The sequence below is a fragment of the Streptomyces sp. NPDC043861 genome, assembly GCF_056435905.1.
On the sequence record NZ_JBWKDP010000001.1, the window covers coordinates 189,780 to 204,993 of the forward strand.

The 15,214-nt window shown below is 70.4% G+C and carries 9 protein-coding genes; 7 read left to right on the plus strand and 2 right to left on the minus strand.

The features are described 5' to 3' along the window. Positions 1–78: 78 nt before the first annotated feature. The 6 genes from tkt (at position 79) to AC068D_RS00720 (ending at position 9,616) form a co-directional block, all read left to right on the plus strand. Complete coding sequence (gene tkt / locus AC068D_RS00695; protein WP_478820723.1) at positions 79–2,142, plus strand: transketolase; 2,064 nt, start codon at positions 79–81, stop codon at positions 2,140–2,142. Then, positions 2,139–3,791: a glucose-6-phosphate isomerase gene (pgi, locus tag AC068D_RS00700; RefSeq protein ID WP_478820724.1), complete on the plus strand. Its 1,653-nt coding sequence runs from the start codon at positions 2,139–2,141 to the stop codon at positions 3,789–3,791. The genes tkt and pgi overlap by 4 nt, the downstream gene beginning before the upstream one ends. Beyond that, positions 3,781–4,812, plus strand: a complete 1,032-nt coding sequence (gnd, locus tag AC068D_RS00705; RefSeq protein WP_478820725.1) for a phosphogluconate dehydrogenase (NAD(+)-dependent, decarboxylating) — start codon at positions 3,781–3,783, stop codon at positions 4,810–4,812. The genes pgi and gnd overlap by 11 nt, the downstream gene beginning before the upstream one ends. A 3-nt stretch (positions 4,813–4,815) precedes the next feature. Next, positions 4,816–6,276, plus strand: coding sequence for a glucose-6-phosphate dehydrogenase (zwf, locus tag AC068D_RS00710; protein ID WP_478820726.1), 1,461 nt, complete (start codon positions 4,816–4,818; stop codon positions 6,274–6,276). A 188-nt stretch (positions 6,277–6,464) separates the two neighbouring features. Next, a complete protein-coding gene (locus AC068D_RS00715) occupies positions 6,465–7,208 on the plus strand; it encodes an HAD family hydrolase (RefSeq protein ID WP_478820727.1) in 744 nt (247 codons plus the stop codon). Further along, the gene (locus AC068D_RS00720; protein ID WP_478820728.1) at positions 7,205–9,616 is read left to right on the plus strand and encodes a glycoside hydrolase family 65 protein; all 2,412 of its coding nucleotides are present in this window, start codon (positions 7,205–7,207) and stop codon (positions 9,614–9,616) included. The genes AC068D_RS00715 and AC068D_RS00720 overlap by 4 nt, the downstream gene beginning before the upstream one ends. A 44-nt stretch (positions 9,617–9,660) precedes the next feature. On the opposite strand, the gene treY is transcribed toward AC068D_RS00720, so the two are convergent. Further along, on the minus strand, positions 9,661–11,985 hold the full coding sequence (gene treY / locus AC068D_RS00725) for a malto-oligosyltrehalose synthase (RefSeq protein WP_478820729.1): 2,325 nt from the start codon (positions 11,983–11,985) through the stop codon (positions 9,661–9,663). 113 nt (positions 11,986–12,098) lie between these two features. Continuing rightward, positions 12,099–14,219, minus strand: a complete 2,121-nt coding sequence (gene glgX / locus AC068D_RS00730; RefSeq protein ID WP_478820730.1) for a glycogen debranching protein GlgX — start codon at positions 14,217–14,219, stop codon at positions 12,099–12,101. A gap of 128 nt (positions 14,220–14,347) precedes the next feature. Between glgX and AC068D_RS00735 the strand changes: the two genes are divergently transcribed. Next, a complete protein-coding gene (locus AC068D_RS00735; RefSeq protein ID WP_478820731.1) occupies positions 14,348–15,178 on the plus strand; it encodes a Tat pathway signal sequence domain protein in 831 nt (276 codons plus the stop codon). Positions 15,179–15,214 lie beyond the last annotated feature (36 nt).

Sequence of the window (15,214 nt, forward strand, 5' to 3'; positions counted from 1 at the left end):
AGGCCGCCGGGGTGCACCGTCGCCGAGACGCACCGCCGACCGGAGCGGCCCGGGCCCGCCGAGATCGGGGAATCGCTCATGACCGACCTGGACACGCTGTCGGTGAACACCATCCGCGGTCTGTGCATGGACGCCATCCAGAAGGCCGAGTCGGGGCATCCGGGCACCCCCATGGGGATCGCGCCCGTCGCCTACACCCTCTGGCAACGGTTCCTGCGCTTCGATCCCCAGGACCCGATCTGGCCCAACCGCGACCGCTTCGTCCTCTCCGAGGGCCATGCATCGGCGCTGCTGTGGTCGCTGCTGCATCTGACCGGGGTCCGCGCGGTCGACCCCGACTACGAGGTGCTGGGACGCCCGTCGGTGACGCTCGACGACCTGAAGTCGTTCCGTCAGCTGGACTCGCGCTGTCCCGGCCACCCCGAGTACCGCTGGACGAGCGGTGTCGAGACCACGACGGGCCCGCTCGGCCAGGGCGTCGCCACCTCCGTCGGTATGGCGATCGCCGGCCGCTGGCTCGCCGGCCGCTACAACCGCGAGGAGTTCCCGCTCTTCGACTTCGACGTGTACGCGCTCGCCGGGGACGGCTGCATGATGGAGGGCGTCGCGTCCGAGGCCGCCTCGCTCGCCGGGCATCTGCAGCTGTCCAATCTCTGCTGGATCTACGACTCCAACCGGGTCACCATCGAGGGCCACACCGACATCACCTTCACCGAGGACGTCGCCGCACGTTTCCTCGCCTACGGCTGGAACGTGACCACCGTCGCGGACGCCAACGACCTCGAGGCCGCCGCGCGGGCGTTTCACACCTTCCGGGCCGAGACCGAGCGCCCCACCCTGATCGTGGTCCACAGCCACATCGGCTACGGCTCGCCCGTGGAGGACTCGCCGAAGGCCCATGGATCGCCGTTCGGAGCCGAGGGAGTGCGGACCACCAAGCGTTTCCTCGGCATGCCCGAGGACGAGGACTTCTGGGTTCCCGACGGTGTCCGCGACTGGTTCGGCCGGGGCATCGGCGCCCGCGGGGCCGAGTTGCGCGCCGCATGGGAGGACCTGTTGGGCCGCTACCGGGCCGCCTGGCCCGAACTGGCCGACGAACTGGTCCGCATGCAGCGCCGCGAGCTCCCCGAGGGCTGGGACGGCGCCCTCCCCGACTTCCCCGCCGACCCCAAGGGCCTGGCCTCCAGGGACTCCTCGAGCCAGGTGCTGAACGCCCTCGCACAGCGAATCCCCTGGCTCCTCGGCGGCTCCGCCGACCTCTCGCCCTCGACCAAGACCCGCCTCACCTTCGACGGCGCGGGAGACTTCAAGCCGGACGACCCGTCCGGGCGCAATCTCCACCTGGGCATCCGGGAGCATGCGTCGGCGGCCGTCGCCAACGGCATGGCCCTGACCAAGCTGCGGCCGTACTGGTCGGGATTCCTCATCTTCTCCGACTACGCCAAGGCGGCCATCCGGCTGTCCGCGCTGATGGAGATCCCGGTCGTCCACATCTTCACCCACGACTCCATCGGGGTCGGCGAGGACGGCCCCACCCACCAGCCCGTCGAACAGCTCGCGGGGCTCCGGGCGATGCCGGGACTGCTGGTGTTCCGGCCGGGCGACGCCGGGGAGGTCGTGGAGACCTGGCGGGTGGTCGCCGCGCTCCGCCACGAACCGGCGGCGCTGGTCCTCTCGCGCCAGGCGCTCCCCACGCTCGACCGCTCACGGCTGGCCCCCGCCTCGGGAGTCGCACGCGGCGCCTATGTCCTCGCCGACCCGCCCTCCGGCGATCCGCAGGTGATCCTGCTCGCGACCGGATCCGAGGTGTCCCTGGCGCTGGCCGCCCGGGACGACCTCGCGGCCGAGGGCATCGGGGCACGGGTGGTGAGCATGCCCTGCTGGGAGCTGTTCGACCGTCAGCCACGGGAGTACCGCGACGAGGTCCTGCCGCCGGCGGTGACCGCAAGGGTCGGCATCGAGCAGGCGTCGACGTTCGGCTGGGAGCGGTATGTCGGTGACCGGGGCGCGCTCATCGGCATGCACACCTACGGGGCGTCGGCCCCGCTGAAGCAACTGCTCACGGAGTTCGGATTCACCCCGCAGCGTGTGGTCCAGGTCGCGCGTGAGCTGGTGGCGCCCCTGAAGGAGGCGAGGACATGACGACGGCCATGACCCCGCTGCGCAGGCGTTCCGCCTGGCGGGCACTGGAACAGCACCGTGACGAGATGGGGCAGCGTGATCTGCGGTCGCTGTTCGCCGACGACCCGGGGCGCGGGCAGAGACTGAGGGCCCGGGCGGCCGGACTGTATCTCGACTACTCGAAGCACCGGGTGACCGACGAGACCATGCGCCTGCTGGTGCGTCTCGCCGAGGAGTCCGGGCTGGAGGAGCACCGGGACGAGATGTTCCGTGGCGAGCGCATCAATGTGTCGGAGGACCGCCGTGTGCTGCACATCGCACTGCGGATGCCCCGGGGCGGTTCCCTGATCGTCGACGGCACGGACGTCGTGCGTGAGGTCCACCAGGTCCTCGACCGGATGGCCGGGTTCGCGGAGCGCATCCGCTCGGGCGCCTGGAGGGGCCGGACCGGCAAGCCGATCAGAAACATCGTCAACATCGGCATCGGGGGCTCCGACCTCGGCCCGGTGATGGCGTACGAGGCACTGCGCCACTACACCCGCCGGGACATGACGTTCCGCTTCGTCTCCAACGTGGACTCGACGGACCTGGTCGAGGCGGTCCGTGATCTGTCCGCGGAGGAGACGCTGTTCATCGTCTCCTCCAAGACGTTCGGGACGCTGGAGACCCTCACCAACGCCCACTCGGCCCGGGACTGGCTCGTCGACCGGCTCGGTCAGGACGCGGTCGCCAAACACTTCGTGGCCGTTTCCACCAATGCCGGGAAGGTCGCCGAATTCGGCATCGACACCGAGAACATGTTCGGGTTCTGGGACTGGGTGGGCGGCCGCTACTCGATGGACTCCGCCATCGGACTGTCGACCATGCTGGCGATCGGACCCGAGCAGTTCGACGAGATGCTGGCGGGCTTCCACGACATGGACGAGCATTTCCGCACCGCCCCGCTTGCGGAGAACCTGCCCGTCGTCATGGGCCTGCTCGCCGTCTGGTACGCGGACTTCTTCGGTGCCCAGACCGTCGGCATCATGCCCTACGAGCAGTACCTCAGCCGCTTCCCGGCCTATCTCCAGCAGCTCACCATGGAGTCCAACGGCAAGCATGTGACGCTGGGCGGCGACCGCGTCGACTACGAGACGGGGCCGGTCTACTGGGGTGAGCCCGGAACCAACGGCCAGCACAGCTTCTACCAGCTGATGCACCAGGGCACCAAGCTGATCCCGGTCGATCTGATCGGCTTCGGCAAGAGCCTCAACCCGCTGGGCAACCACCACGACATCCTCTCCTCCAACATCTTCGCCCAGGCCCAGGCGCTCGCCTTCGGCCGCACCGAGGAGGAGGTCCGCGCCGAGGGAACGCCCCCCGAAGTGGTGCCGCACCGGGTGATGGAGGGCAACCGGCCCTCCACCGTGCTGCTCGCCGAGAAGCTCACCCCCCGCGTGCTGGGCCGGCTGGTCGCGCTCTACGAACACAACGTGTTCACGCAGGGGACCGTCTGGAGCATCGACTCCTTCGACCAGTGGGGCGTCGAACTCGGCAAGGCACTCGCGGCCCGGATCATCCCCGAACTCACCGCCGCCCAGGAGCCGGACCTCGGCCACGACTCGTCCACGAACGCTCTGATCCGTCACTACCGTGCTCTGAAGAACGGGGAAGTCGGCCATGACCACTGACACACCCATGCAGCTCGGCATGATCGGGCTCGGCCGGATGGGCGCCAATCTCGTGCGCCGGCTGATGCGCGACGGCCACCGCTGCGTCGTTCACGACCTCGACCGCGACGCCGTGAAGGAGCTCGAGAACGAGGGGGCGACCGCGGCCGACTCCCTCGAGGACTTCGTGGGCAAGCTGGAACGGCCACGGAACGTCTGGCTGATGCTGCCCGCCGGTGTGGTGCAGCCGACCCTCGACCGGCTGGCCGGCCTGCTGGACGCCGACGACACCGTCATCGACGGTGGAAACTCGTACTACCGGGACGACATGGCGCGGGCCGGGCAGCTCGCACCCAGCGGGATCCACTACGTCGACTGCGGGACCTCCGGCGGCGTCTGGGGCCTGGAGCGGGGCTACTGCCTGATGATCGGCGGCGAGCAGGAGGCGGTGTCCAGGCTGGACCCGGTCTTCCGCACCATCGCCCCCGGCACGGGGAACGCCGAGCCCACCCCGGGCAGGACCTGGACCGACGGCACCGCACCCCAGGGTTATCTGCACTGCGGGCCCAGCGGCGCCGGGCACTTCGTGAAGATGGTCCACAACGGGGTCGAGTACGGGATGATGGCAGCCATCGCCGAGGGGCTCAGCATCATCAAGCACGCGAACGCCGGCCTGACCTCACGGACCGTCGACGCCGAGACGGCCCCGCTGCGCGAACCCGAGGCCTACCAGTACGAGATCGACGTGGCCGAGGTCGCCGAGGTGTGGCGGCGCGGTTCGGTCGTCGGCTCCTGGCTGGTCGACCTCGTGGCCGACGCACTGGCCCGCTCCCCGGAACTCGACGACTTCACCGGTCGGGTGTCCGACTCGGGGGAGGGCCGCTGGACGGTCCTGGCAGCGGTCGACGAGAGTGTGCCCGCACCCGTCATCAGCGCCGCGCTGATCCAGCGCTACGAGTCGCGCGGGCTCGGCGAGTTCACCGACAAGGTGCTGTCCGCGATGCGCGGCGAATTCGGCGGCCACGCAGAGAAGACGGGGTGAACCATGTCCAGCGGCCCTCAGTCCGTGAGCGGCGTCCCGGTCCCCGAGGACCATGTCGTCGTGCTCTTCGGAGCGACCGGCGACCTCGCCCGGCGCAAACTCCTGCCGGGACTCTTCCATCTCGCCCAGGCCGGGCTGCTGCCGGCCCGCTACCGGATCCTGGGTTCGGCGCCCGCAGGGGCCGCGCTCAGCGACGACGAGTTCCGCAAGCGCGCCCGGGAGGCGGTGGCCGAGTTCGGGCGCTCCAAGCCCGAGGGCAACGCCTGGCAGGAGTTCGAGGACGCGCTGTCCTTCGGCTCGGCCGATCCCGACGACCCCGAGCCGCTTCTCGCGGCGGTGAGAGCCGCCGAGCAGGCGATCGGCGGCAGCCCGCGCCGGCTCCACCACCTTGCCGTGCCCCCGAAGGCCTTCACCTCCGTCATCGAGATGCTCGGTGCGACCGGCCTCGCCGAGGGCGCCCGCGTCATCGTGGAGAAGCCCTTCGGCACGGACCTCCCCTCGGCCCGGGCCCTCAACGCGACGATCCACTCGGTGTTCGACGAGTCCCGGGTCTTCCGTATCGACCACTTCCTCGGCAAGGAGTCCGTCGACAACATCCTGGCCCTCCGGTTCGCCAACGGTCTCTTCGAGCCCGTCTGGAACCGCGACCACATCAGCCATGTGCAGATCGATGTGCCCGAGAAGATCGGCATCGAGGGCCGCGCCCAGTTCTTCGAAGGGACCGGGACCTTCCGCGACATGATCGTCACCCATCTCTTCCAGCTCATGGGATTCGTGGCGATGGAACCCCCGACCGCCTTCGAGGCCACGTCCCTGCGGGACGAGAAGAACAAGGTCTTCCAGACCATGCGGACGATCGATCCGGCCCATGTCGTCCGCGGCCAGTACGAGGGATATCGCGACGAGCCGGGCGTCGACCCGCGGTCGGACACCGAGACGTTCGTCGCGCTGAGGGTCGAGATCGACAACTGGCGATGGGCCGGCGTGCCGTTCTTCCTGCGCTCGGGCAAGTCGCTGGGCGAGGGCCGGCACGTCGTCACGCTCGGCTTCCGGGAACCGGCCCTGCGCATGTTCCCGCTCTCCGCCCGCGGGCGCGCCGAGGAGGGCAGGAACAACGAGCTGGTGATCGATTTCGACGATCCCGGCCGGCTCGCGGCCCGCTTCCTGGTGAAGGAGCCGGGCCCCGAGATGCTCCTGGACGAGGCCGAGATGGTCTTCGACTACGGGGCCTCCTTCAACTCCATGTACGCGCTCGAGGGATACGAGCGCCTCATCCTGGACGCGATGCTGGGCGACCAGTCCCTGTTCACCCGCGCCGACGGGATCGAGCGGCTCTGGGAGGCGTCCACCCCGCTGCTGGAGGACCCGCCGCCGGTCGAGCCCTACGCACCCGGTTCCTGGGGCCCCGAGTCCGTCGAACGGCTGATCGCGCCGTATCGCTGGAGCCTGCCGGACCGCCGCTGAACGGGGCGGAAGGGGCAGCCGGTCCTCCTCGTCGCACCGCACCGCACCCCACGCGCGCTGCACCGCGTCGCAGCATCGCCCGGCTGCTCCGGATGGCACCCCCGCCGTCATCCCCACGGGCTATGCGTGGCGCGGCGGCCGCCCGCTGCCGCCCCCCGGGACCGCCGGGCCCTTCTAGCCTCATCGGCATGCTGGGGCTTCCGGATCACGTACGCACTTGCCTGTTCGACCTCGACGGTGTCCTCACGCGTACCGCGAAGGTGCACGCGGCCGCGTGGAAGGAGATGTTCGACGACTACCTGCGCCGGCGCGCGGAACGCGAAGGCACGACCTTCGTGCCGTTCGACGCCGTCCGTGACTACGACGAGTACGTGGACGGCCGTCCACGCGAGGACGGGGTCCGTACCTTCCTCGCCTCGCGCGACATCCGTCTGCCCGAAGGCGCACCCGATGACGGGCCGGACAGCGAGACGGTCCACGGCCTGGGCACCCGCAAGAACGACCTGGTGCTGCGCAGGATCCGCGAGGAGGGTGTGGAGGCGTACGAGGGCTCGGTGTCCTATGTGCGCGCCGCCAGGGACGCCGGCCTGAGGCGCGCCGTGGTCTCCTCGAGCGCCAACTGCCGTGATGTGCTGGCCGCCGCCGGGATCGAGGACCTCTTCGAGGAGCGGATCGACGGCATCGTCGCCCGGGAACAGAAGCTGAGGGGCAAGCCCGCGCCCGACACCTATCTGGCCGCCGCCCGTGCCCTGGGCGCCGAACCCGGTACGGCGGCGGTGTTCGAGGACGCACTGGCCGGCGTGACGGCAGGGCGGGCCGGGGAATTCGGCATCGTCGTGGGTGTCGACCGGACCGGGCAGGCGGCGGAGCTGCTGCAGCACGGCGCGGACGTCGTCGTGAAGGACCTCGCCGAACTGCTGGAGTCGCGATGATCACTCACTCCAGTTATGTGGTCGAACCGTGGTGTCTGCGCGAGACCGAACTGAAGCTCGACGTCCTGGCCCAGAGCGAGTCCGTGTACGCGCTGGCCAACGGACACATCGGATGGCGTGGCAATCTCGACGAGGGCGAACCCCACGGCCTCCCCGGCGCCTATCTGAACGGTGTCCATGAACTGCACCCGCTGCCGTACGCGGAGGCCGGTTACGGCTATCCGGAGTCCGGCCAGACGCTGATCAATGTCACGGACGGCAAGATCATCAGGCTTCTGGTGGACGACCACCCCTACGACCTGCGGTACGGCGAACTCACCGCGCACGAACGCGTACTGGACTTCCGCACCGGAGTCCTGCGCCGCACGGCGGAGTGGACCTCCCCGGCCGGCCGCGCGGTGCGCATCACCTCGCACCGGCTGGTGTCACTCACCCAGCGCGCCATCGCCGCGATCGCCTACGAGGTGGAGCCGCTGGACGGCGAGGCCACCGCCGTGGCCGTCCAGTCCGAGCTGCTCGCCAACGAGCAGCTGCCGCACGACACCGGCGACCCCCGCGTCGCGGCGGCGATCGATTCCCCGCTCCTGGCCGAGGAGGACTTCGCCCAGGACACACGGCTGCGTCTGGTGCACCGCACCAGGGCGAGCGGCCAGCGGGTGGCGGCCGCGGCCGACCACATCGTCGAAGGACCCGAGGGGACCACCTGGTCGTCCGAGAGCGAACCGGACGTCAGCAGGCTCACGGTCACCGCCACACTGGCTCCCGGGGAGCGGCTGCGCCTGGTGAAGTTCGTGGGGTACGGATGGTCCGCCCAGCGTTCGCTGCCCGCACTCCACGACCAGGTCGACGGCGCGGTCGCCGCCGCCCGGAGCACCGGGTGGGAGGGGCTGCTCGCCGAGCAGCAGTCCTATCTGGACCACTTCTGGTCCTGCGCCGACGTCGAGGTGGACGGTGACGCACAGATCCAGCAGGCCGTGCGGTTCGCGCTGTTCCATGTGCTCCAGGCAGCCGCCCGCGGCGAGGAGCGCGCGATCCCGGCCAAGGGCCTGACGGGGACGGGCTACGACGGGCACTCCTTCTGGGACGTGGAGTCCTTCGTGCTCTCGGTGCTCACCTACACCGCACCGCAGGCCGTCGCCCCGGTGCTGCGCTGGCGGCATGCCACCCTGCCCGCGGCCCGGGACCGGGCCCATCAGCTCGGGCTGGCGGGAGCGGCGTTTCCGTGGCGCACCATCACGGGCGCGGAGTGCTCGGCCTACTGGCCGGCCGGCACGGCCGCCTTCCACATCAACGCCGACATCGCCTTCGCGGTGACGCGGTACGTGACCGCGACCGGGGACGAGGCGTTCGAGAGGGGGCCGGGACTCGAACTGCTGGTGCACACGGCGCGGCTGTGGCACTCGCTCGGGCACCACGACGCGGAGGGTGTCTTCCACATCGACGGCGTCACGGGACCCGACGAGTACAGCGCCATCGCCCGCGACAACCTGTACACCAACCTGATGGCGCGACGGAACCTCGTCGCGGCCGCGGAGGCGGCGGCGCGCCACGCCGACCGGGCGGAGGAACTGGGCGTCGACGACGAGGAGACCGCCGCATGGCGTGATGCCGCAGCCCGGATCGCCGTGCCGTACAACGAGGTGCTCGGCGTGCACGAGCAGTCGGCCGGGTTCACCGGTTTCCAGCACTGGGACTTCGACGCCACCGGGCCCGAGCAGTACCCGCTGCTGCTGCACTTCCCGTACTTCGACCTCTACCGCAAGCAGGTCGTCAAGCAGGCGGACCTGGTGCTCGCCATGGTGACCTGCGGGGACGACTTCACCGACGAGGAGAAGGCCCGCAACTTCGCCTACTACGAGGCGCTGACCGTGCGGGACTCCTCGCTCTCGGCCTGCTGCCAGGCCGTCATGGCGGCGGAGACCGGACATCTTCGGCTGGCCTACGACTATCTGGGCGAGGCCGCGCTGATGGACCTGGAGAACCTGGAGCACAACACCCGCGACGGGCTGCACATCGCGTCCCTGGCGGGCACCTGGATGGCCCTGGTGATCGGGCTCGGCGGAATGCGCCACCACGGACGCGAGGGCGGGAACGAGGGCGAGGGCGGACGTCTGGGCTTTGCCCCGCGGCTGCCGGAGCGCCTGTCGGGACTGAAGTTCACCATCCTGGTGCGAGGGCGCAGGCTGCGGGTGGACGTCCGCCGCTCGGTGGCCCGCTACACCCTGGTGGAGGGGGACCCGCTGGAGATCCTCCACCACGGCGATCCGCTCACGGTCACGGTGGCCGAACCCGTGGAGCGGCCACTGCCGGCCGTTCCCGTACAACCCGAGCCGCAACAGCCCAAGGGGCGCCGGCCGGCCGACCGCGCGGGCGTCGGGGAGCCGGTCGCGGGGGAGGCGGCCCGCTGACCGCCCGGGTGTCCGGACCGGTGAAACCGCCGCGGGCGGCGGTTTCACCGGCCTTCGTCCCTGCGCTCCAGCAGCACCACGGGGAGGTCGGCGAACAGTTCCGGCAGCGGCACCGGGCCCCCGAAGTCCCGGTCCGGGGACAGCAGATCGGTCCACCGGCCGTCCGGCAGGGCCAGTGAGGTCTCCCCCCAGCCGCCGGCCTCGTCCAGCCGCAGGGAGAGCCGTGTCACCGCCGTGACCACCTCGCCCGAACGGCAGAACGCCAGGCAGTGCTGCGCCGCGTGCCCCGCCGCGGCCAGCGGTGTGTACGTCCCCGACCCGCCGAACACCTCGGGCCGTCTGCGGCGCAGCAGCAGGGCCGCGCGCATGACGAGGGTCTTCTCGTCCGGCGGTCCCTCCTGGAAGGGCCGGCGGTTGTCCGGGTCCACCAGCGCCAGATACTCCCGCTCCGTGCCCTGGTAGAGGTCGGGCACTCCGGGCATCGTCAGCTGCACCAGCGCCGCGCCCAGCATGTTCGCCCGCATGTGCTCGTCCAGCTCGGCGGCGAACAGCGCCGGCGCGTGCACCGGAGCGCCGGCGGGCCCCGCGGCCACGAACTCGTCCACCGCCCGTTCGTACGCCGCGTCCGGTTCCGTCCAGCTGGTGTGCAGCCCCGACTCCCTGACGGACTTGAGCAGTGCCGGCCCGATCCGTTCCGGCTCCGCGCGCCCGAAGCCGAAGGCCGTCTGCCAGGCCACCCAGGCCAGGTGGTGGTCGGGAGCCGGCACCCAGGCCAGTCCGGTCAGCACCTGCTCCCATCGCTCCGGGCACTCCGAGAGCACCGCGATCCTGGCGCGGACGTCTGCGCTCCGCTTCGTGTCGTGCGTGGAGAGCGCCGTTCCCGTCGAGGGCCAGTCCCGCGCGATCCGCGTGCAGTACGCGTGGAACTCCTCGGGACTCACCGCCGGGCACTCGGGGTCCCCGCCCACCTCGTTCGCCGAGAGCAAAGGTGTGTAGCGGTAGAACGCCGTGTCCTCGACGGACTTGGCGCGCAGCGCCGACGAGGTCTGTGCGAAGCGGGCCCGGAAGGCGCGCTGCTCCGGTCCCTCCCCGAGCCGCCCGGACCCGAGGCCGAGGGCGAGATCCCGGACGACATCGACCGCCTGTGCCTCCTCGGCGACGGCGAAGGCGGCCTTCGCGCGCAGCGCGGCGTCCGCCGTGAGGACCGACTCGCCCCCGGTGCGGTAGGGCCGGTAGACCGGAACCCGCACCAGCAGCTCCCGGATCGCGGTGCGCAGCGCCCACGGCGCGTGGTCGTGCAGCGCGGGGTCGGCCGCGCACACCCGCTCGGCCAGGCGGGCGAGCGCCTCGGTCTCCGCGACCAGCTGATGCGTCACCACCTTGTACGCGGCGCGCCGCACCGTCGCACCCCAGTAGCCGCCCCGGTCCCCGCCCGGGGATGCGAAGTCCCGGTACGCACGGACCAGCTCCTCGGCGCCCACGGGATCGATGAAGAGCCCGTCGATCCGGTGCAGCGCGTCATAGCCGGTCGTCCCGGCCACCGGCCAGGACGGCGGGAGCAGCTCGCCGCGGGTGAGGATCTTCTCCACGACGGTCCAGCAGCCGCCCGTGGCCTCGTTCAGCCGTTGCAGGTACCCCTCGGGGTCGGCGAGGCCGTCAGGATGGTCGATCCGCAGTCCGTCGACGACGCCGTCGTGAACCAGTTCCAGGATCTTAGCGTGGGTGGCTGCGAAGACCTCCGGATCCTCGACCCGTACTCCGATCAGCTCCGAAATGGTGAAGAAGCGGCGGTAGTTGAGCTCGGTGCGGGCGAGCCGCCACCATGCCGGCCGGTACCACTGCGCATCCAGCAGCTCGGCCAGGGGAAGTTCCTCGGTGCCCTCACGCAGCGGGAACATGTGTTCGCCGTAATGCAGGGTCCGCCCCTCCACGCGCAGTGAGCCGAGTTCGTCCCCGAGCCGCCCGCCCAGTACGGGCATCAGGACCTTGCCGCCGCCCGCGTCCCAGTCGATGTCGAACCAGCGCGCGTAGGGCGACCCGGGCCCCTCCCGCAGCACTTCCCACAGTGCCCGGTTGTGGCGGGGCACGGCGGCCATGTGGTTGGGGACGATGTCGAGCACCAGCCCGAGCCCGTGCCGCCGCGCCGTGCCGGCGAGCGAGCGCAGACCCTCCTCGCCGCCGAGCTCGGCGCGCACCCGTGCATGGTCGACGACGTCGTAGCCGTGTGGCGAACCGGGCACCGCCTCCAGTACGGGTGACAGATGAAGATGAGAGACCCCGAGGCCGGCCAGGTACGGCACCGCTGCCTCGGCGGCAGAGAACGGGAACTCCGGCTGGAGCTGGAGCCTGTAGGTGGCGGTGGGCGTCATGCGAACGTACGTACCCGCATCGCGGGCATCTGTGTCATCGCTTCGTGCTCCGGCAGGGCAGGGCGCTCCACGTTCACCTGATGCGACGAACCCCCGAACGGTGATGCCTGCCGCTATGCGGGCCTGCGCAGCACCACCAGACTCCGTCCGATCATCGTCACCTGCTCGCCGGCCGCCACCTTGGGCCCCTGGCCCGGCGGCACCCCGTCGGGCCGTGCCGTGTCGACCACCACCTGCCACTGCCGGCCATGGTTGACCGGAACCGAGAATTCCAGTTCCTCGGCGCTCGCGTTGCACATGATCAGGAACGAATCGTCCGAGATCCGCTCGCCCCGGGGACCCGGTTCCGAGATCGCGTGACCGTTGAGGAAGACGGTGAGGGCCTTGGCATGGGCGGCCTGCCAGTCCCGCTGGGTCATCTCCACGCCCTCCGGGGTGAACCAGGCGATGTCGGAGAGCTCGTCGTGCGTGCCCTCCACCGGCCGGCCGTGGAAGAACCGCCTGCGCCGGAAAACCTGGTGGTCGCGGCGCAGCCACACCATGGCCCGGGTGAAGGCCAGCAGCGAACCCTGCTCCTCCTCGGTCGAGGCCGGCCAGTGCACCCAGGACAGCTCGCTGTCCTGGCAGTAGGCGTTGTTGTTGCCGTGCTGGGTGCGGCCGAACTCGTCGCCGTGGCTCAGCATCGGCACGCCCTGGGAGAGCATCAGGGTCGCGATGAAGTTGCGCATCTGGCGGTTCCGCAGCTCCCGCACCTCCGGGTCGTCGGTGTCGCCCTCCGCCCCGCAGTTCCACGACCGGTTGTGGCTCTCGCCGTCCCGGTTGCCCTCTCCGTTGGCCTCGTTGTGCTTCTCGTTGTACGAGACCAGGTCCCGCAGTGTGAAACCGTCGTGGCAGGTCACGAAGTTGACCGAGGCCAGCGGCCGGCGCCCGTCGTCCTGGTAGAGGTCCGACGAGCCGGTCAGCCGGGAGGCGAACTCGGCGAGCGTGCGCGGCTCGCCGCGCCACAGGTCCCGCACGGTGTCACGGTACTTGCCGTTCCACTCGGTCCACAGCGGCGGGAAGTTCCCCACCTGGTAGCCGCCCTCGCCGACGTCCCAGGGCTCGGCGATCAGCTTGACCTGGCTGACCACCGGGTCCTGCTGCACCAGGTCGAAGAACGAGGACAGCCGGTCCACCTCGTGGAACTGGCGGGCCAGCGTCGCCGCGAGGTCGAAGCGGAAGCCGTCGACATGCATCTCGGTGACCCAGTAGCGCAGCGAGTCCATGATCAGCTGGAGAACGTGCGGCGAGCGCATCAGCAGGGAGTTGCCGGTGCCTGTGGTGTCCATGTAGTACCGGCGGTCCTCGGACAGCCGGTAGTACGAGACGTTGTCGAGGCCCCGGAAGGAGAGGGTGGGGCCCAGGTGGTTGCCCTCGGCCGTGTGGTTGTAGACGACGTCGAGGATGACCTCGATGCCCGCCTGGTGCAGTGCCCGGACCGCGGACTTGAACTCGAGGACCTGCTGGCCGCGGTCGCCCCAGGAGGCATAGCGGTTGTGCGGGGCGAAGAACCCGATGGTGTTGTAGCCCCAGTAGTTGTCGAGGCCCGCGTCCATCAGTCTGTGATCGTTCACGAACTGGTGCACCGGCATCAACTCCAGTGCGGTGACTCCCAGTTCAGTGAGGTGGGAGATCACCGCGGGATGCGCGAGCCCCGCGTAGGTCCCGCGCAGCTCGTCCGGCAGCGCCGGGTGCAGCATCGTCAGGCCCTTCACATGGGCCTCGTAGATGACGGTCCGGTGGTAGTCGGTCCGGGGCGGGCGGTCGTCGCCCCAGTCGAAGTACGGATTGACCACGACGGAGGCCATCGTGTGCGGGGCGGAGTCGAGGTCGTTGCGCGAGTCCGGTCTGCCGAAGTGGTAGCCGTACACCGCCTCGCCCCACTCGATACGGCCGCTCATCGCCCGTGCGTAGGGATCCAGGAGCAGCTTCGCCGAGTTGCAGCGGTGCCCGTGCTCCGGCACGTAGGGGCCATGCACCCGGAATCCGTACCGCTGGCCGGGCATCACCCCCGGCAGATAGGCATGGCGGACGAACGCGTCGGTCTCACGGAGCTCCACCGCCGTCTCCGAGCCGTCGTCGTGCAGCAGACACAGCTCGATTCGGTTCGCGGCCTCCGAATAGACCGCAAAGTTGGTTCCGGCGCCGTCGTACGTGGCGCCGAGGGGATACGCCTGTCCCGGCCAGACCTGCATAGATAAGACTCTTCCACTTCTGATCCGGGTGCGGGGGACCACTTCGGCCAGATCCTGCCCGAAAGGAGGGCAACCTCCTAGGACTTACCGCAGTCCTACCGGGTGACCACTGGTAAGAGGGGGGAAAAGTGCGCAAACTAGTGCGCCGCCACCTGGGTAAGGTGCTGGCGGGCACGGCCATTGCGGTGACGGGCACCGCCGCGATGATCGGAATCACACTTCCGGGTCAGGCAGGAGCGGACGACGGGCCGGGGGGCCGGGCGGTCGCATCCCAGGGCTCCGACGGGCAGGGCGCCGACGGCGGGGGAGAAGGCGGCCGGGCCGTGGAACCCGGTGTCGTGGCCAAGGCCGCGGACGAGGGCGAGAAGGGCATCGGACGGGACCCGCTCACCGACGACGAGCTCAAGCGTGCCGAGCAGCTCGCGGCGGCTCCGGTCGCGCGGAACGGCAGGGACGCGGGAGGTGCACGCGGCCCGCAGCAGCTCACCACCGATCTGGCCGAACCGGAGCCGTCCGAAGCCGGCCTCGCGGCGCCGCCCCGCCGTGCCGTCGTCTCGTACTACGACTACAGGACCGACCAGCTCGTCACGTCGACGGTCAATCTCTCCACGGGGAAGGTGGAGCGGAGGGACGCCCAGCAGGGCGTGCAGCCGTCGCCGCACCGCGAGGAGCTCCGGGAGGCGGCCGAACTGATCCTGGCGAGTCCGCTCGGCTCGGGGCTGAAGGCCGACTACAAGGACGCCACCGGCGCTGCGCTCACCTCGCCGGAGCCGCTGACGCTGAGCGGATTCGTCTACCGCAAGGACCGGGAGGCACAGATTCCGGAGCAGCTCGGCGACTGCGGGGTGCACCGCTGCGTGCGGATCATCACCAAGGTCACGAACGGGCCCTGGATCGACACCCGCGACCTGGTCGTGGATCTGAGCGCCCGGAAGGTCGTCCGGGCTCCGTTCGGGTGAACCTACCCGCCTCGGAATTCCGCCCGCCGGAGTTCC

Bases quoted from the DNA above. Each gene is read 5' to 3' on its own strand.
- glgX (WP_478820730.1), bottom strand. From the start codon at position 14,219: ATGCAGGTCTGGCCGGGACAGGCGTATCCCCTCGGCGCCACGTACGAC.
- treY (WP_478820729.1), bottom strand. From the start codon at position 11,985: ATGACGCCCACCGCCACCTACAGGCTCCAGCTCCAGCCGGAGTTCCCG.
- pgi (WP_478820724.1), top strand. From the start codon at position 2,139: ATGACGACGGCCATGACCCCGCTGCGCAGGCGTTCCGCCTGGCGGGCA.
- AC068D_RS00720 (WP_478820728.1), top strand. From the start codon at position 7,205: ATGATCACTCACTCCAGTTATGTGGTCGAACCGTGGTGTCTGCGCGAG.
- AC068D_RS00715 (WP_478820727.1), top strand. From the start codon at position 6,465: ATGCTGGGGCTTCCGGATCACGTACGCACTTGCCTGTTCGACCTCGAC.
- tkt (WP_478820723.1), top strand. From the start codon at position 79: ATGACCGACCTGGACACGCTGTCGGTGAACACCATCCGCGGTCTGTGC.
- gnd (WP_478820725.1), top strand. From the start codon at position 3,781: ATGACCACTGACACACCCATGCAGCTCGGCATGATCGGGCTCGGCCGG.
- zwf (WP_478820726.1), top strand. From the start codon at position 4,816: ATGTCCAGCGGCCCTCAGTCCGTGAGCGGCGTCCCGGTCCCCGAGGAC.